Genomic DNA, 20385 nt, shown 5'->3' on the forward strand with positions numbered 1-20385 from the left:
CCGTCGTCGGGGCCTTCACGTCCGGGACCGTCGGGGCCCGGGCTGCCCTTCTCGCGAACCCAGAGGTGTTTGTAGCGCAGTCCGGTCAACTCGTCCTGCCGCTCCTCGCTGCGAAGGACTTCCAACATCACGTCATCCGCGTAGCGCACCTGACCAGAATCAGCGAGGTCCGAGAAAGCAGAGATATCCCTGGCCGAGGAGTCGGCCACCTCCACCAGCACCAGGTGGTGGCCACCAGACCGGGGCCTGCCCGCGGCCATCGCGTCGAGCACTGCTCGCTGGCCGAGCGACACGGGCTGGAACTGGGGAACGCTGACCGTGTCCGGGGCGGCGGCACCGTCCAGCGAGCCGGGCACCCACATCCCCCACCACACTGGTGCGGCAACGGCCGGAAGCCCGCGCAGCGCTTGTGCGGCCATCGCAAGGTGCGCAGGGATCTGAGTCTGGAGCGTGTCGACGAGCTCATCGGCCCGCCGCAGCAGGGCCGTGACGGCGGGGTCCGTATCAGTGAGCGTGCCCTCAGCAGCCAGTGCCGCCCTGCTCTGCTCAGCCTGGCTCTGGAAGGCAGAGTCCCGCATCAGCAACGCGGGGAATGTCCCTCCGGCGCCAATCCCGCCCAGTATCGCGGAACGGATCTCCTCGGCCAGCAGTTCCCGGCCTCGCCCACCGCCGGTAAACCTCGCGTCGAGCAACTGGAAGTCCGAGCCGGCCAACAGAGGCAAGGCAACAGCCTCGTAGCTCGGCAGGCCCTGGCCGTCAGGGGTCGGGACGGCCAGAGGAGCCATGAGTTTCTCGTACGCCGCCAAGTGCGGCGGAACCAGCCGGTCAAGCAACTCGCCTGGGTTCAACGAACGTGGGGAATAGACCCGGTCCGCCCACTCGTACAGGTGCGCAGCGTCGCCAGACACGGCCGCCGAGGCCGCCACTGGCAGTTCACTGGAGAACGCCACGTCGGCGTACATCAACACGAAGTATAGCGATGCCGTGTTGTCGGGCAGCAGCCACGCAGCAACTGCGCGCACGAACGCCGCCCTGCCCTTGACGGGAGTGAACTCAAGGAGCCGACCGTAGGCTTTGAAGAGGTCGTAGGCCAGCCGCTGCTGGTCCTCGATGTTGTCGAAGCCGCGCTCGCCACGGTACAGCCCGACCGTCTCGGGGCTCAGCGGCGTCACGTTGCTGCGCTGCTCTGGGCTCTCGCCCAGAAGGCCAAGCGACACGGCCGTCATCAACTCGTCCAGCGTCACGCCCGAGTTCTCGTCCAGGAGGCGGTTGAACGCGGCCTGATAGTCGAACGTGCCCGGGCGGTCGGGGGCGAAGAACTTCCGGCTGGCCGCCTCCGGGCCGCCCAAGATGTTCCGGTGGGCGTTGAAGATCCAGATGATGACCTCCCTGACGTCCCTGAGTGTGCGCGGGTCGGCGGCGAGCACGCGACCGAGTGCGTCCTCATACCGCTTGGCCAAGTCCGGCCATTCCGGGGCGGAGTACACACTGGCCCACGCCGACTGGCGTGCCGGGATTGTGGGCGACTGGCCAGCAGACCCGGTCTGCTCTCCGGGGCGGCCTACCTGCCATGTCGGCTTGGGCCCGTAGGGACCCTGGTGCAGCAATAGGCGCAGTTGCCCATTCTTGTCATTGGAACCCACCCGCACAGGCGGTCCATAGGCGACGTGGCCGGCGCGGTCTGCTATCTGCTGGATGCCCGGCCCAGCGCCCAGGTCGCACGCCTCAAGCACGAGCTCCGTCTCAGGCGGTACCTGCTGATCGCGCAGTACGTTCCGAAGGTAGATGCCCACCTCGTGGGGGCTGGTCGTTCTCAGACCCGCAGGAGAGACGGTGTGTAGGGAAGCGGGTGCACCGTGCGCGGAGAAGTGGTAGGCATTCTGGCCCCACAGCACCAGTTCATCGGGCTCGGTACTGTAGTCAGTTCCGCCGCCGGGCACACGCCGATAGGTATTGTAATTCCGCACCTTGGAGACATTGCGGAGCGGCCGCCCTGCAACGAGCCATTCTCGCTCGTTGAAACTGGTCTCGCCGATCTGGCGGCCGTCGCTGACGATGGGCCGCGTAATGATCTCCCGCTGCCACAGCTGCTGGGCCAGCGGGGAGGCCACCTCACGGACCTTTATGTAGGCATACGGCTGCCCACTCGCATCCAGACGCTCCTCCCGCGCGACGACCTCGACGGTCACCGGCGCGGCATAGCGCACCGTGCCCTCACCCGGAACCCGGGAGAACGGGGAGATGTCACGGCCAGTGGCAGTCTCAACCTCCCACACCACCGGGTGGCCGCCTACCCCCGGCGCAAGCGCCTGGGCGCGCGCGGTCTCGAAACGGGTCGTCGCCCAGTGAAAGCGCGGCAGGGTGACACGCGTGCCCACATCCGAGGTACCCGCCTCCTGGCTACTCCAGTACACGGCAGAAGCGACGGGCGGCATCATGGCCAGAGCCTCGGCCGCCATCTCCCGATGCTCCCCCAGCTCTCCCAAGAGCCCTTCGGCCAACAGTTGCTCGGCACGTTCCGTCAGCGCTCGTCGAAGCTCGGACAAGTGCGGAGCCAGCGTCCGACCGGCCCCCCACATGGCAGCAGACCACTGGCCCAAGGCGAGGAATTCCTCAACCTGACCGGTCAGCTCCCGGAACTGCTCGTCGTGTAGAAACAGCAGCGGCAGCAAGGCCCGGAAGTCCCTTTCCGGTGCGTGCTGAGCCGCCGCGAAAGCGTCCTCGACCACCATGCGTGCCCGCACCCTGAGCAGCCGCATGCCCTCCTCACTGCGACCGAACCGTTCGTCGAGAAGCTGGGCATCGGGACCACTCACCAAATACAGCGCGGGAGCATAAGCCGCTTTGGCATTGTAGAGAAGCCGGATATCTCCATAGCCCAACAACCAGTCGTGCCGGGCCTGGCGCCGATCGCGCCAGACACGATAGAACGGCGGCGGCACCGGCCCGCGGGAACCTTCGACACCCGGCAGGCGGTGCATCTGTGCGATCGCTCCCGCATCAACGCCTTCGCCGGTGACGTCCGAGGTCAACCACGCCGTCCTGTCCAAGTACATCCGCTGGTGCGGCGGTGTGAGCGGCTCCTGGAGCGCCTTTCGTTCGTCAGCGGTGATCCGCTGCTGGACGCCTTCCTCCCGCAGCAGCCCGCGTGGGTCGAGGTTGCCGTCCGCCCAGCCGTGCAGGCCCGCGGCGTCGATCCGGGAGAGGTCCGGTACGGTCGCGTCCAGCATTCCGGCCTGGTGTGACGCCTCGAGGATGTCGAACAGGGAGTGCTCGCCCGACGGCAGCAGCCAGCCCATCAACGCCTGACGGAACAGCAGCTGATCACTGTCTGGCACGTTCAGCCACTGATGGGCTGCGAGCAGCCACTCGACCTTGGTCGCCGGGCGCTGCCCGACGAGGAAGCCGCGCCGGTCGCGCATCTCCGCCAGCCAAGCCGCGTCACGCTGCCTCGCCGGCTCGGGGCCGGACGAAATGAGGGATCCGGTGCGGATGCGGCTCCCTCGGCGCCGCGAGGACCACCAACGGCGCACGGTGGCGGGTAGAGCGGTGATGTACCTAGTCACCCGCCGCCATTGCACCCATGGCCGCTTCTCGCGTTCGCTGAGCAGACTGCTCAACGTGTACTGCCCGGACGGGTTGGCGTACGCGGCGCTGGCGAATGCCGTCATCAGCTCAGACAAGCTCGCGTCCGAGTCCTGATCCAGCAGCCTGCTCATCGCCCTCCGTGCGGCGGCCTCCTGGTGCTCGGGGAAGAACGCGCGGCGGGCCTTGACCTTCCCGTGATGGGACGCCAGGTACGTGTACAAGCGGTCGACGGCGGCACGCGCATGCTGGATGACCACCGGGTCGGCGGCCAGGACCCGGCCGATCGCCTTCTCATGCTCCTCGCTGTACTGCTGCCATTGCGGGCTGCCGTAGTACGCGCCGAAGCGCGGGGCGAACGTCTCCTCCGGGAGGCTCGTGGGCTGCGACTGAGCGGATTCGGCGTCCGAGGACGAGACGGCGGAGCCGGGAGAGCCCACGGATGCCTTGGGGCCATGCGTCGTCCCGAGGAGCACCTCTGCAGCCTCGTCTCCGAGCGTGCGCGGCGCGGGCGGGGCGGGCGGGTTGTGGACCTCGAGGTCGGCGTTACGGGCCTCGATGCCGGTGCTGTCGTTGCTGTCCAGTGCACTTATGCCGGCGGCGGCCTCCGGTTCAGCGGGCCGGTCGAGCTGGAGTTCCTCGGCGGGTGGCGCGACAGCCTTGTCCTGAGCGGACGCGTCCTGGTTGGGAGTGGAATTCCAGCTGTGCGTGGGGAACATAGCCGAGGGCACGGCGTCCTGGCCCGAACGGTCGAAGCCGGGGGCGGCGCTGTCGGTGCCGGAGCCGTCGCTGTCGGGACCGGAGGCGTCAGGGCCCTCGTATGGTGAACCGCCGTCGCCGGGACCCTCGTCTCCCGAACCGTCGGGGCCAGGGCGGCCCTTCTCGCGAACCCAGAGGTGTTCGTAAGTCAGGCCGGTCAGCGTGTCCTGCCGCAGCTCGCGGCGGAGGACGTCCAGCACCGCGTCGTCCGCGTAACGCGCTTGACCCGGACCGGTGAGGTTCGAGAAGTCGGGAATGACCCTAGCTGAGGAGTCGGCCACCTCCACCAGCACGAAGTGGTGGTCACCAGTCCGGGGCCCGCCCGCGGCCATGGTCTCGAGCGCTGTTCGCTGGTCGAGCGACACTGGCCGGAACCGGGGAACGCTGATCGCGTCCGGGGCGGCGGCGTCACCGTCCAGCGCGCCGGGTACCCAGGTACCCCACCACACCGGCGCGGCCACGGCCGGAAGCGCGCGCAGCGCCCGCGCCGCCATCGCGAGGTGCGCGGGGATCTGAGCCTGGACGGTGTCGACGAGCTCAGCGGCGCGCCGCAGCAGCGCCGTGACGGCGGGGCCCGTATTAGTGAGCGTTCCCTCAGCAGCCAGTGCAGCCCTGATCTGATCGGCCTGGCTCTGGAAGGCGGAGTCCCTCATCAGCAGCGCGGGCCATGTCCCGCCGTTGGCCGTCCCGCTCAGCACGGCGGAACGGATCGCGTCGGCCAGCCGCTCCCGGCCTCGCGCACCGCCGGTAAACCTCGCGTCCAGCAGTTGGGAGTCCGAGCCGGCCAACAGACGCAGGGCCGCCGCCTCGTGGCCCGGAAGGACCTGGCCGTCGGTGGCCGGGAGAGCAGCCGGAGCCATCAGCTTCTCGTATGCCGCCAGGTGCGGCGGCGTCAACCGGTCAAGCAGCTCACCCGGGTTCAACAAGCGGGGGGCGTAGACCTGGTCCGCCCACTCATACAGGTGCGCCGCGTCGGCGACCACGGCTGCCGAGGCCGCCGCCGCCTGCTTCTCTCGGAACGCCTTGTCGGCGGCGTCCATCACGGCGTACAGCGATGCGGTGTTGTCGGGCAGCAGCCATGCCGTGACCGCGCGCACGAACGCCGCCCTGCCCCTGACGGGGGCGTACTCAAGGAGCCGCCCGTAGGCGGTGAAGAGGGAGCGAGAGAGCCAGTCCTTTTCCCAAATGAGCGTGAAGCCACGCTCGTCCCGGTGTTCCTCGAGGACGTCGTCGCTCAGCGGTCCGGTCTCGCTGCGCAAGTCCGGGCTCCTCCCCAGAAGCCCGTGGCTCACCGCCGTCATCAGCTCGTGCAGCGTCACGCCCGAGTTCTCGTCCAGCAGGCGGTCAAAGGCGGCCGGATAGTCGAACGTGTCCGGGACATCGGGGGCGAAGAACTTCTTTTTGGCCTCGTCCGGGCCCCCGAACGTGCTCGAGTGGGCGTCGAAGAGCCAGCGGATGACGTTCCTGGCATCCCCGAGCGTGCGCGGGTCGGCGGCGAGCACGCGACCGAGCGCGTCCTCGTACCGCCGAGCCACGTCCGGCCAATCCGAGGTGATGTACACCCCTGCCCACGCCGACTGGGCTACAGAGCCTGTGGGCACCTGACGGGCAGTCGCGGCCTGCTGTCCAGGGCGGCGGACCTGCCATGTCGGCTTGGGCTCGTACGGGCTGTGGTGCAACGCCAAGCGGGGGAGCCCATTCCCGCTGGTCAGTTCCAGCAGATCGGGTGATCCATAGGTGACGCGGCCAGCGCGGTCGGCTATCCGCTGGATACCCCGCCCGCTGCCCACATCGCACGTCTGAAGCACCAGCTCGGTCTCAGGCGGCACCTGCTGATCGCGCAGCACATTGCCGATGTAGGAGCCCACCTCGTGGGCACTGACGTGTCGCAGACCCGCGGGCGAGACGGTGACGAGGTGCGCGGGATAGCCGTGGGCGGAGAAGTGGTGGACGTTCTTGCCCCAGGGAAGCGCCTCGGCGGGGTCGCCGCTGTAGTCAGACTCGCCGTCGGGCCGGAGCGAGAAGGTGGTGTACGTCCGGGTACTGGGGAGATTCTGGAGCCGCTGCCCGAAAGAAGCCCATTCCCGCTCGGTGAGGCTGGCCTCACCGATCCGGCGGCCGTCGCTGACGATGGGCCGGCTGATGATCTCCCGCTGCCACAGCTGCCGGGGCAGCGATGCGGCGACCTCACGGACCCTTACGTGGGCATACGGCTGCCCGCTCGCGTCGAGACGTGTCTCGCGCTCGACGACCTCGTAGGTCACCGGCTCGGCATAGCGGACCGTGCCCTCGCCAGGAACGCGGGAGAACGGAGAGATGTCACGGCCCGTGGCACGCTCCACCTCCCACACCACCGGGTGGCCGTCCACGCCGCGCCCAAGCGCCTGGGCGCGCGCGGTCTCGAAACGGGTCGTCGCCCAGTGAAAGCGCGGCAGGGCCAGATGTGCACCCTTGGCCGGGATGTCCGCGTCCTGGCTGGTCCAGTAGACGGTGGACGCAACGGGCGGCATCATGCCCAGCGCCTCGGCCGCCATCTCCCGATGCTCCCCCAGCTCTCCCAAAAGCGTCTCGGTCAGCTCTTCGGCGCGCTTCGTCAGGTCCGACCGGAGCTCCGACAGCGCAGTCCCCGGTCCCCCGGACGTCGTCCGGTCGACAAATTCCTCGACCTGACGGGCCAGTTCCCGGAACCGCTCGTCGCGCAGGAACAGCAGTGGCAGCAAGGACCGGAAGTCTGTCTCTGATGGCCGGTCAGCCGCCGCGAAGGCGGCCTCGACCACCTCGCGTGCCCGCTCCTTCAGCAGCCATGCGCCTTCCTCGCCGTCGCCGAGCCGCTCATCGAGCAGCCGTGCGTCGGAGCCGCTGACCAGGTACAGCGCGGGGACATGGGCCGTTTTGGCGTTCTGGAGAAGCTGGATGGCGTCGTGGTGGAGCAACCAGTCGTGCAGGGCCTCGCGCCTCTTGCGCCAGACAGGGTGGAACGGCGGTGGCACCGGCCCGCGGAAACCTTCGACACCGGGCTGGCCGATCATCCGGACAAGGGCGTCTGACCCCGCGCCTTCCCCGGTGACCTGCGGAGTCAACCACGTCGTTCTGTCCAAGTACATCCGCTGGTGCGGCAGGGTGAGCGACTTCTCGAGCGCTTTCCTTCCATCGGTGTTGATCCACCGCCGGACGCCTGGCTCAGACAGCAGCCCGCGTGGGTCGAGGTTGCCGTCCGCCCAGCCGTGCAGGCCCGCGGCGTCGATCCGGGAGAGGTCCGGTTCGGTCGCGTCCAGCATTCCGGCCTGGTGTGACGCCTCGAGGATGTCGAACAGAGAGTGTTCGCCCGAGGGCAGCAGCCAGCCCATCAACGCCTGGCGGAACAGCAGCCGATCGCTGTCTGTCATGTTCAGCCAGTGTTGGGCTGCGAGCAGCCACTCGACGTTGGTCGCCGGGCGCTGCCCGACGAGGAAGCCGCGCTGGTCGCGCATCTTCGCCAGCCAAGCGGCGTCACGCTGCCCGGCCGGCTCGGGGCCGGACGGAATGAGGGATCCGGTGCGGATGCGGCTCCCTCGGCGCCGCGAGGACCACCAGTTGTGCATGGTGGACGGCAGGGCGGTGACGAGCCTGATCGCCCGCCGCCATCGTGCCCGCGGCCGACTCTCGCGTGCGCTCAGCAGACTGTTCAGCGTGTACTGCCCGGACGGGTTGGCGTACGCGGCGCTGGCGAGTGCCGTCATCAGTTCAGACAAGCTCGCGTCCGAGTCCTGATCCAGCAGCCTGAGCATCGCCTTCCGTGCGGCGGCCTCCTGGTGCGTGGGGAAGAACGCGCGGCGGGCCTTGACCTTCCCGTGGTGGGAGGTCAGGTACGTGTACAAGCGGTCGACGGCGGCACGCGCATGCTGGATGACCACCGGGTCGGCGGCCAGGACCCGGCCGATCGCCTTCTCATGCTCCTCGCTGTACTGCTGCCATTGCGGGCTGCCGTAGTACGCGCCGAAGCGCGGGGCGAACGTCTCCTCCGGGAGGCTCGTGGGCCGCGACTGGGTTGAGTCGGTGTCCGAGGAGGACACGGCGGAGCTTCCGCGAAGGTTCGCGGATCCGACGGGTGCTTCCACGAGCTGGAGGATCGGCGGGAGGTCTGCCCACGCGGCGGGGGCCGGGAGCGGGTTGAACTCGTCGTTGTCGTACAGCACGCCGCCGCGTAGATCGGTGGCGATGGCGCGGAAACCCGTACCGCTGTAGGTCCTTTCCCGCAGCACGCTCCCGTCGCCGTCGGTGAAGGACAGTGCTACGGCGTCGGATTCGGGCTGGTGGACCACCGTGATGATCAGCGGGATCGCGGTCTCCGGCCTGGTCACCACGAAACGCCTGGTCAAGCCGGACTCGTCTGCAGTCTCTTGGACATGGGCGTTCCCCAGGTCAGGCCCGCGTCGCAGCGAGTCCTGCCGGAACGCCGTACTGAAGTCCTCGAACGCTATCTGCGACGGGAGACCGGACCACTCCTCGCGGATCAGTTCCTCGAAACGGTCGGGGTGGATGGCCTCGGCCCGGACCGGGATGATCCTGATGCCGTTCTCCATGCGCGGTTCTCCGGCACGGACGAGCACGGTCGGGGAGAGTGTGGCTTCCCATTGGCTCTGGTTGAATGCCGGCGCGTCCGTCTCGGTCGGCTCGTACTGCCCGGGGTAGGCCATGGCGAGCTTGCCGTGGTCCGCGGGGACGTCGATCTCGAAGATCACACGGTTGTCTGCGATCGCGCCCCGCGCCCACTCAGCCTGGAAGTCGTAGTTGTTGGAGGTGGAGATGGGCAGCCGCTCGACGAACCGGTCAGCCTGCTGGCTCTCCGGGTCCATGGACAGGCCCCGGTAGACGGTGACGTTCTGATTGCGCCCTTCGAAGAGCAGATCCCGCGTCACCTCGTGGAAGTGACGCACTTTGTCCACCAGCGTGCCGTCAGCCAGAGCGGTCGGGTTCACGAAGCCGCCGTAGCCCTTCTTCGACGTAAAGGCCCCACCGATGACATCGCGCATGAGGTCGGCCACCCGCTTGTCGTTCACCGCCGCGAGCAGATGCGTTCTGGACAGCTCGACCGAGGCTGCCCAGCGCTCGATCGCCTCTTCGCCCAACCTGGCGGGCAGCGCCGGACGTTCCGTCACGCGCGCTGGCGCCGCCGCCTCAGAGCGTGGTTGGAACACGCCTGCTCGGTCGTAGACCTGACGCCCCTCCGGGGAGGCAACGACGTACTCCTCGCCCACCTTCACAGGCCAGTGGTGTTCTTCGGCGTCACGCAGCGGATGGGCCTGGACGTCGCCGAGCCGGTGCTGGACGGTGAGGGTTTCGCCATCGAACGGCCCGCTAGAGAGAACAACCGTCTCCCCCGCCAGGGACGATCGCCCGCCGAAGCCCACGGAGAACGTCCACGTGTGCACGGGGGCGTCCCCGGCCGAGCCGAGCTTGGACACGCGGATGAGACGCGTACGGCCCTCGGCCACGGACTCCACCCGGTACCTGTCCGGATCCATGCCCGCGCCCAGGACCTCCGGCTGCCCGTTGCGAGGCGCGTGCAGCCGCACGCCGTCCTCGCCCGGCAAATCCGCCAGGTAACGGGCGTCAGGACTTTTCCGGCCCCCGGCCTGAGACTCCTTGGGGTCGGGCACCGCCCCGAGAAGCGCGGCAGCGACCGAGTCCGCGGTGCCACGCGGCTTCGACCCGGCGGACGACTCAGACGGAGCGGGCACCTCAGACGGGGCGGCCGGCTTCGGAGCGTCGGGGTGGGCGTTCCCGGCGACGTCGACGGCAGGGGTAGCGGGGGTAGCGGGGGTAGCGGGGGTAGCGGGGGTAGCGGGGGTAGCGGGAGGAGTGAATCCGAGGTAGGCGCCTATGGCCGTGAGATCCACAGGGTCGAAGCCGCGCTGCTCGGGTGTGATGTTGAACTCCGCCAGTGCCTCGTCTTTCGTGTCCGGCTTGCCGCCCACTTGGTCGCCGTGGACCTCCCGCCAGGGGATGGCGCTCTCGTTGCCGGTCCTGGTCGCCATGGCGACCACCCACTGGCCGGTCAGAGTCGGTACCTTGTTGAGCGTGATCCGGCTGTAGCCGATGGGCTTGTGCCAGGGCTCCAGGCGACCGGCCTGGCGGTTGCCCACCTCTTCGAGGTAACGCACCTGGTGGCCGATCAGGGCGTATGCCTCCAGGTTGCCGCTTCGAAACCCAAGGTGCTTGAGGTCGCCGTCGGCGGCTTGGGAGAGGTGGTCGAAGAGCTGGAACTGGTCCTGGCGGCTGCCGCCGGGGAAGCGCGTTTGCCAGTCGCCGTCGCTCCAGAACTCCGAAAGGTCGTGCACGTTCGGATAGCGGAGGGCCAGCAACGCCACCGCGTCGTCGGGTACCCGGTCGCCCGTGATGATCACGGAAGTTTCGTGTGGCAGGCGGTCGATGATCTGCCGCAGCCCCGCCACGCTGGTGTCGTGCTGCGGGTGCGCTCCCCCTTGCTTGCCGCTCCGCCGCGACCACAACACGACGTGCGGCCCGGTCTCCCGGATTCCGTGCGCCGCAAGGAACTCGCGCACCCGTTCGGTGCGGGGCTGGTCCAGTCCCCATGCGGTCCGCACCTTCGCGCGTTCGTGGCCCTGGTTGCCCCACCGGTCCACGACCTGGCTGGAGGCGTACGACACTGGCTTCTGGAAGCGGACGCTGCGCAGCCCCACCGGCAGGGTCGGGGTCATGGTGTCGTACGGCAGCGCCTGGGAGCCGTAGGCGGTCGCAGTGTACAGGGTGTGCGGCTTGTCGACGTGGAGGCTGTGGACACGCTCTTCTTGCGCACGCAGCTCGTTGTCCCGCTGGGCGGTGATCTCGCTCAGAGCGGCCTTGCGCACCTCGGGGGAGAGATCGGTGTTCGCCTTCAGCTTCTCCTGGAGCTTGGCGTACCGGCTGTGCACCGGTGCGGTCAGGGTCGTGCGGAGGAAGGAGCCGACCTGGTCGTGGTGGTGGGGGCCGGTCAGGACGCCGACGTGGAGCCTGGGGTTGAGTAGGAGGGCTGCGGCGAGGCCGAACATGTCGCCGGTGAAGTTGCCCGCCGTCAGCACCAGGGCGCGGAACGGACCGGGGCCGACGCGGAAGGTGTCGGCGAGATCGGTGAGCGTCTCGCGCAGCCGCTCGACGTCCTGCACGGTCGCACCGAAGTCGCGCCACCCGTTCTCCAGTGCCTGGCGAACCTTCTTATTCTTCGTCAGCTCGCCCAGTGCGTTGGCGAAGTGGGCTGTGAGCGTGTCCGCGGTGCCCGGCGCTCGCCCACGGTGGTGGGCGTCGCCGCGCCGGGGTTCCAGCTCGTCGGCGAGGAGCACATCACCGGCGGGCTGCCTGGCCATCGCCCAGAGCAGGTCGAAAAGGTCCTTGCGCCGCTTCGGTCCCGTTCGATCCGCCAGCGAGTGCGCCTTGTCGACAAGGGAGTCGGCCACGGTCGGCACGGTGATCCCGGCGACGTCCGTCGCATCGTCGTACGCGATGCTGCTCGGGCCGACGGTGACCTCGACCCCGTTGATCGTGCCGGTGAGTGCGCGGCCGTCCTTCGGGTCCTTGGACAGTGCGTTCGGGGGGCTGTCCGGGGGCGTGGGAAAGCGTTCGGCGATGGCCTGGTTGATGGTGACTGCGAACCCCGCTACATGGGGGGTGTGGAGGCGGAAGTCCAGGTCGGCCATCGGGCGCGGACTGTCGAACAGCACGTTGATCTGGGCGCCGCCGCCGAGCACGATGCGGTGGCCGAGGTCCCGCATGAGCGCGGTGAATTCCCGGCCCACCGTCAGCTTCGCCTGGTTGGCCGCGGCCGTGGCCTGCGGGTCGTACCCGAAGGGGGCCGGACCCGGCTGCGGTTGGGACGACGCCGGGGCGGCGGCCTGCGGAGGCGACTCCAGCCGCACTTCGCGGCTGAGGGTCCCCCGGTTGCCGTCGGCGTTGTAGGAGAACAGGAGCTTGTGCACGGCCCCTGCCTTGGCCTTGTCCTTCGGTTTGGCCTGGGCGATGAGCGCGGCGGTCTGCTCGATCACGCCGATCCGCTCTAGAACGAGGGACACTAGGTCACGGGTGCTTACGGTGTCGCCCTCGACCGTGATGATGAGCTTGTTGCCGTCGCCTTGGTCCTTGACCGTCTGATCCCAGCGCTTCTCGATGTCCTTGACCACCTCGGGCGAGGCGGTGATGGCGACCCTGCCCTGGGCCGGCGGATGGATCGGATCCAGATCCGTGGGGGGCAGAAGGCTCGCGTCGTCGGCCGGGGCGGCGGTGTCGGACCGGGCCGACAGGGGGTGGTCGTGGACGGCGGGACCGGAATCGGCGGTGTTCTCCACGGTCTTCAGGAGGTCCAGCGGCAGGATCGGGGCGGTCGCGCCGGTGTGGTCGGCCATGATCCCGGTGTGGTCGGTGCTCTCGGCAAGGCGTCGGAAGAGGGAATCGGGATCGTGGTAGGCGTCGATCGCACCTGTGTAGTGCAGCAGCTCGTGGAGGACGGTGGCCTCGTCGCGCTGCCGGGCTTCCGATGACGGGTCGGCGGTGGTGTGCAGACGCAGGTGGAGCTGGTCGGAGTCGGCGGGATCGGGTGTCCTGCTCAGCTCGATGGCTTCAGGGTGATCGGGGGCATGGGTGAGGGTGAGATCGATGTGGAGCTGGTCGCCGGAGCGAGGCAGCCACAGGCCGTTGTTGGCGTGCGTGTCCAGCAGCTCCCGTATCCGGTCCTGGAACGCCGGGAGGTCGTCCGGGGTGAAGCCCTCGCCGAAGCGCATGGGCAGGTGGAGGGAGAGGTTGCGCACCCAGCGGCCGTCGTCGGCCTGGATCCGGCGGATCCACATGCGGATCCGGGTGTCGCGCCCTGCCAGGACCCCGGGGGCCGTGCCCGGCTGCAGGGGGTCACGGGTCGGGTCGTAATGCTCCGTCCACAGCGCAGACGCTGGAGCAGCCGGCCTCCGGTCGTGCCACTGCTCCGGGCGGACCGGGCGGGGGCGGGCCGCTAGGTATTCGTCGCCGCGCTGATAGATGGTCGCCGCGCTGTGGAGGGGGGCGTTGCGGTCTCCGTGGCGGGTGAACTTGCCGTTCTCGTGGACGAGAACCACGTTGATCCCCTGCACGCGGGCGGCCGACTCGGCTGCCAGCGATGCCGTGTCGGAATTCCAGCGGCGGGCCGTGCGCAACTGGCTCTGGATCAGGGTCGCTTCCTGACGGCGGGTCGGCCGGAACGTGGCGGGCAGCCGTCCGCCGTTGCTCTTGAACTGGCGGCGCTGGTCGCGGTCGAGTACCACGTCTGCCGCGGTCAGCTCCTCCACGCTGAATGTGGCGCGCGGGTCCAGCCGGGCCGTCTCCGGCAGCGCCTGGGCCGCGACCAGTTCGCGAAGCCGGTCCGGGTCCAGGTAGCCGGGCGCGGCGGCGGCCAAAGCCGCGTAGAAGCGGTTGTCGTCTCCGGAGGGCGTGATCAGGTCGTAGACGGAACCGTCGGGGTCCGTCAGCCGTCGGGGGGCCTCGCCCGGCAAATCCGCCAGGTAACGGGCGTCAGGACTTTTCCGGCCCCCGGCCTGAGACTCCTTGAGGTCGGGCGCCGCCCCGAGGAGCGCGGCAGCGACCGAGTCCGCGACGGTGCTCGGGGTCGACCCGGCGGGCGGGTTCGGAGCGTCAGGGTCGGGGTAGCGCGGGGCGGACACGGTGCTTGAGGCCACCGCCGGCACGCTCTGGCCAGTGTCCACCTTCCGCCTCATCGGCGCTGGCTGGTTGGGGTCCGAGCCCATGTCTCGTTCTTGGTCCAACGCCTCCTTGCGGTTCTCGTACAGCACTTCCAGGGCGTGTTCGTCGGGGAACTTGCCGTCGCGTGCGACCTTCTCTCGCAGCTGGTCCTCGGTCAGGGGGTGGATGTTCCGGTACCGGTACAGGTCGTTGACATAGTCGAGTGCCGGATCGTGGTCGGGCAGTTCGTCCAGGGCGCGCTGCGCGCCCGTCATCATCTCGTGGAAGGTGTGATCCCCGCCTCGGGCCACTTCCGTCCCGTGCTGGAAGGGGGCGGGCAGCATGCTGCTGAGCGTGCCAAGCCTGACCAGCCCGAGATCCAGGTTCAGCCCCCAATGCTGGTTCATCAGCATCGCGATGCGCATAAACCGGTAAGTGGTGCCCGATATCCCCGTCTTGACCAAACCACCGGTGTCCTCGGACGCCGGGTGCAGATCCGCCCAGAGCGGCATGGTCATTCTGCTGGTCGCGTAGACCCACGGCAGATTCTCCTGGTCGCCGATGTGGTCCCGCTCCGCCTCGCTCAGCGGGGGCAGCACGTCGTCCACCGGAATCCCGGTGCCCAACTGCTCGGCGGCCTGCAAGTACGCCGCTTCCAGCTCCGGCAGCACCGGGATCTGATCCGACTGACCACTTTCCACGGCACGCGTTGCCGCCCTGTACCGCGCTTCGGCCTCCAAAAAGCGCACCCAGACGTCAGGCTTCCTGGTTCTGGGGTCCTGCCGGATCAGATACTGGTCCTTGATCCACTGCGGATCGCTCAGCCGGCCAACCCCGAGAAGGCGGGTGATCAGGTCGGTCATCACACCGTGGTAAAGGAAGGAAGTCCGCTCGCGCAGACTGCCGGACTCGGCCACACCCCGAAGCTTGTCCGGGTCGGTGCCGACCGCACCGGGGCCTGTCTCGGCACTGCCGAACAACCTCACGTCCAAGCCTGCGCTCACCGCGTGCTGCCACAAGGCGCGCGTCATCTTCCCGATCTCCTCGCGGACCTCCTCGAGCTCGATCAGATGAACGGCCAGGTTGTCCTCGAAGAACTCCGCCTCCTCCAGATAACGGATCCGGGAAAGAAGCCAGCCCGGTGCGTCGGGAGCCATGGCCAACGGCGACGTCCCGGCTGGATGCGGGTCGCTGAGGCCAGCGGCGTCGTCGTCCGCCGTATCCGCTGACGCCTCCGCGTCCTCAGCGGGGGTGGAGTTCCAGCCATGCTCCGGGAACATGGCTGCGGGCACGGTGTCCTGACCGTGACCGCCCGTCGCCCCGGTCTCGGCAACACGGATGTGCTCGTACTCCTGATTGGTATCAGGGTCGTAGCCCACCTGGCGGTCCAGGACCTGAAACTCCATGGCCTTCGGGTACATCACCGTTCCCGCGCCCGGGTCCGGCTGGAAGAGGGAGACATCCCGAGCGGAGGAGTCCACTACCTCGACCAGCACCGGGTGACCGTCGTCACGGCCCAGCATCAGCTCGGACCACATGGCCGCCCGCGCGGCCTCGGGGTTCAGAGTGGCTCGGTGGAATTCGGGAACGGTGATCCCGTCGAACCCGCCGTCCGGTGCGCTTGCGGCCGACCACGGCAACCCGCCCGGCGCCCACGTGTGCCAGGACACCGTGGTCCGCACAGGCGGCAGGGAGCGCAGCGCGGTGGCAGCCATGCTGCGGTGTGCGGCGAGCTGGCCGTGCAGCATGTCGGCCAGTTCCGTGCCCCGGCTGATCAGCAGCCTGCGGATGCCGTCCAGGACGGAGTCGTTCTCGTAGCCGCCCACGCGCGTGACCCTGGCCTGCTGCACCAGGCCGCCAAAGGTCGGATCGGCCAGCAGGGCCAGCGGGAAGGCGCTGTTGAGCTCCCCGGACCAGAACGCGCCCCTGATCAGCGAGCTGACCACATGGCGCAATCGCTGCGCGGAGGCGCCGGCGGTCTTCGCACGGCTGTCGAGCAGCGGGGCGTCGGGGCCACCGAACAGGTACAGGGTGGTGATCTGCTCGGCCGAGACCAGAGCGAGCGGGGAGCCGCCGTGCCGGACCATCCAGCTGCGCAGGGCGTGCTGCCTGGCCGTCCAGGACAGCGGGCCCCGGGGTGCGTCCGAGCGCTGGGGGGCGGGCGGCAAACCCTTTTCGGCATTGATCCAGTCCACTCCGGTGGCGAGTGCCTCGACGACGCTCGCCGGGATCGCGCCGTCGCCGGTCAGCTCCGTCGTCAGCCAGCGGGTGCTCTCGGCGTACATGGCCTGGTGCGGGGCGACCAGCCGGTCGCGCAATTCGGCGGGGGCGTAGTCGAGCGGCCTGAAGCGCCGGTCGGCCCACTCGTAAAGCTGGGCCGCGTCGCCCCACTGCAGGGCCTCTTCGACGGCAGAGCCGATCCCAGTCTGGACCAGCACCTCGACCATTTCGAACAAGGTGGTGCGGTTGCGGGGCAGGAACCAGGCGAGAACCGGCGGAACGATCTCGCGTACGTCCTCGTCTGTCACGCCCGGCAGTTCCTTGTAGAAGGCCAGGACCTCGGCGGCGTGCGCCGCCCTGTCATTGACGAGCAGCAAGCCCCGCTCGCGCATCTCCTGGTACCGCTCGCTGCCCTTGTCCACCGGTCCCGATGTGATGGGCGGGCCGCCGTGGAAGACGGCCGTGCCGAAGGCCGCCATCAGGAGCGGCAGTCCGGCGCCGGAGCGGTCGTCGAGCAGCGTATCCATGGCCGCTTTGGCTCTGCCGGCGCCCATGCCGGGCCGGACGAACCGCTGGTCGACGGTGTCCGTGAACTCGATGGAAAGCAAGTCACGCAGTTTTCGGACGCCTCGGCGGGCCGCGGCCACCACCTCGGCGTTCGCGGCGAGCGCCTGCCCGAGGGCGTCCTCGTAGCTCCTGGTGAGCTCCTCCCACCGCTCGGTGCCGTAGAACCCGCCGAACCCGCCGGTGTACGCGAAGAAGTCCCGAACGGCCTCGCGGGACGCCGCTCCGTCGTCGGCACGACGGGGCTCGAACCGCACCCACGTGGCGGCTGGGTCTCCACCGGCGACCGCCGCGACGGCCTGGCCTTCAGGCCCGAGCAACGGCCCGATGCCAGTTGTGCTCTTAGGGGCGTACACCACCATCGTGGACCGGTCCGCGACCCGCTGGGCCAGCGGCGCGGTGCCGCCGAGGCTCCTGCCCGTGGAGCAGGACGCCAGCACGATCTGGGTGCCGTGCGGAATGTGCGGGCCTGCGAGCAGCCGCGGCAGGTATAGGCCGAGATGCTCGCCGCTGACGGTCTTGCGGCCAAAGCGGGACGACACGTAGACCATGGCGCCGTCACTGTGGGCAGAGAAGAAGAAGACGCTTTGTCCTTGCCAGGGTACGGAGTACGGACCGCCGACGTAGCTCCTCGTCGCGCCGTCCATGGCGTAGAAGCGCTCCTCGTCGGAGAGGAGGGAGAACAGCGCTGTCGCCGTCTTGACGTCGCGGGCGTCGCTGAGCGTGGCGCCGATTTGCTGTCCTGTGGTCCGGTGGGCGATCGGGCGCGTGATGAACTCGCGGTCCCACACCTGCGAGGAGAGCTGTGCGACCTCCTCGGCCGTGATGTGTGTAAAGCGCTGCCCCGTTGCGTTGTCGAGCAGGATCCTGCGGTGCGTGACCCGCAGTTGGACATCGCTCGGATAGCGCGCGGGGCGCTGGTCGGGACGCCTGGCGAACACAGAGACGTCGCGTGCGGTGGAGTTGGTGATCTCCCAGAGCACGGGGGCCTCGGCGCCTTCGCGCGGCAGCAACTCCAGTGCCCTGTCCCGGTCCAGTGTCATCGGGTGGTAGGGCGGCAGGTCGATGATCTGGCCCGGCTCCGCGGCCGCCGCCCCGTCCCCTGGCGTGGCCCGGGCGTGCGTGGCGAACCAGACGTTTCGGAGAGCCGGAGGCAGTACGTCGAGGGCCTCGGTGGCGACACCGCGGTGTTCGCGCAGCTCGTCCGCGAGGCCGTCGGCGAGCAACGCGGCTCGGTCCATGAGCAGTTGCCGTGTCTCGGCGAGCCAGTCCGCCGGTTCCCGGACGTCGGCAGGAATGTCCCGGGGCAGGTCCGCGAGTTGGGCGAAGGTCGCGTCCCGGAGCAGCAGCAGAGGCAGTCCGAACCGCAGGTCGCCGGAGTCGAACGCATCCCGTGCCAGTGAGCTGGCCACCTGCGGCAGATGCTGCGGATTGGTGGCAGCGGTGCCGAGCAGCACGGCGTCCGCTCCGCTCACGAGGTACAGCGCGCGCGACTGACCTGTGCCGACCTCCCGCAGCAAATTGGGCCAGCGGTGGCGCAGCAGCCAGTCCTGAAGGGCCCGGGCGCGCTCGGTAAAGGTGGTCGCCTCGGGAACGGGACGGGCGTTCTCGGTCAGCTCGGTCGTGAGCAGTTCGATGTCCGTTCCGGTCATCCGCGCGATGGACGCCGACACCGAAGCGTCCTGGGAGAGGTGCGGGGTGAGCCACCGTGTCCGGGCCGCGTAGGCCCGGCGGTGTGGCAGTTCACGTAGGACGGCATCCGGCTGGGCGGACGGGCGGAGCCTGGCTGCCCGGCGCCGCGGATCGAACGCGCCGTCGGCCCACCCGTACAAGCGGTGCGCCTCGACGGCTTGCAGCTCCGGCTCGGTCTCGTCCCGCAGTCCGACGCGATGGGATGCCTCGATGACCTCGACCATCGAGTGCTGGCCGGCAAGCAGCAGCCAGCCGAGCAGAGCCTCCCTGAACAGCAGCGCCTCCGCGCCTGCCGTCTCTCTGTGGCCTCCTGCCAACGCACGCCAGGAGAGGAGCAGCCGCTCGACGATGGCGGCCGGGCGGCTGGTCAGCCGATATCCGCGCTGGTGGCGCATGTCGCGGTACCAGTCGCCGACGCGATCGTGCTCGGCTGCCTTCCACGGCCCGGCGGCTGCGGCGTTGAGGCCGGGGAGCTCGGGCCATGCGGCGGCGTTCCTGACGGCTGCCGTGAAGGCGTACATGAGCTGAGCCAGTGCCACCTTGTCGTCGCCCTCGTCGAGCAGGCGGGCAAGGAATCCTTGCGGGTCGTTGGTGGGGACACCCGTGGTGAACGCGGTGACCGCAGCGTCGTGGCCCCGCGTGCGCAGCAACACGTTGTAGAGCGCGGTGACAGCATTGCGGGCCGCGCGTATCACCTTGAGGTTCTCGGCCAGGACCTGGCCGATCGCCTTCTCGTAATCGGCGCTCAAGACCTCCCAGGACGGGTCCTGGTAAATGCGGGTCAGCAGCGGGCGGTCGTCCTCGCCGTCCGCGCCCCGATCCGGGGAGTTCCAGCCGTGGGTCGGGAACTCAGCGGCGGGAACGCCGGTCTCCACCGGCGCCGGTGTCCGGGAGACGGTCGCTGCCTCCTGCGGCGGCGCGTTCCAGTACGCCGAAGCAGGCCGCGACGGCATCTCCGTGAGGGTGTAAAAGCCGTACGGGCGGTTCATCCGGTTGGTTCGGATCTCGCGCTCGACGATCTGGAACGCCGTCCCCGGAGGGTAGAGGGCCTCCTTCTCCTGCGGATTATGCGAGAAGGGAGCGATCTCCTTGGCGGTGGAGTTCAGCACACGCACCAGCGCTTGGTGGCCGTTGCCGCTTTTTGCGTTCATGAAGCCGTCTGCTATTCGCTGGTAGAGCGAGGTACTGCGGAACGATGTGGCAAACCAGGTGCTGGAGGTCAGCAACGGACTGTCCGTGGGAAGTTCACCGATCTGGCCAGGCGGGTGACTGCCGAACCACACTGTCGAATTGACCGGCGGCAGCAGATCAAGTGCTTCGGCGGCCATCGCGACATGTACCGGCAACTGCTCGCCCAGGCGTTCGGTGATCTCACGCAAGATACGGCTAATGACGGGAGAGTCCTCCGAGCTGGCCAAGGCGTCCGTCAACTGCGTGAACCCCGGGTCGTTTTGCAGCAGGAGCGGCATCAGTCCGCCTCCATCACGCGCATGGGTCAGGGCCAGTTTCCGGAGCTTGCGCCGAAGCATCCACCGTCCTGCCGCCTCTCCAAGCCGGCCGCCATTGATGTGCGCCTTGAACAGCAGGAAGTCGGCGTCGGTAAAGAGGAAAAGCGCCGTCAGATGCGCGGGTTGCAACGCACGCAGTGCCTTCCGCCCCACATCCCCGTAGGTGTCCAGCCACTCGATGGCTGCCTTCAGCCAAGCCGATGGCGAGGCGGGGAGTGGCTGCCCCGACGCCGCCAATTCCAGCTCACGGGCTATGGTCTGCGGCACCATCACGACGCCGTCATCCACAATGAACTGGTACCTGCTGTGGTAGAGCTGGTGATGAGGAATCCCCAGATCAGCACCGGTTGGCGTGAGGTGTGCGGCAGCCCACAGATGC

The 20385-nt window shown here is 68.9% G+C and carries 1 protein-coding gene (cut by both window edges); it reads right to left on the reverse strand.

This entire window lies inside a single protein-coding gene on the reverse strand: locus tag OHB49_RS43115, encoding a glycosyltransferase. The 90060-nt coding sequence extends 14836 nt beyond the window's left edge and 54839 nt beyond its right edge, so the window shows coding positions 54840-75224 — codons 18280 (partial) to 25075 (partial); the first complete codon in reading order (the gene reads right to left) occupies positions 20382-20384. Both codon boundaries (start and stop) fall beyond the window edges.

Origin of the sequence: Streptomyces sp. NBC_01717 (genome assembly GCF_036248255.1) — a bacterium.
Lineage (GTDB): Bacteria > Actinomycetota > Actinomycetes > Streptomycetales > Streptomycetaceae > Streptomyces.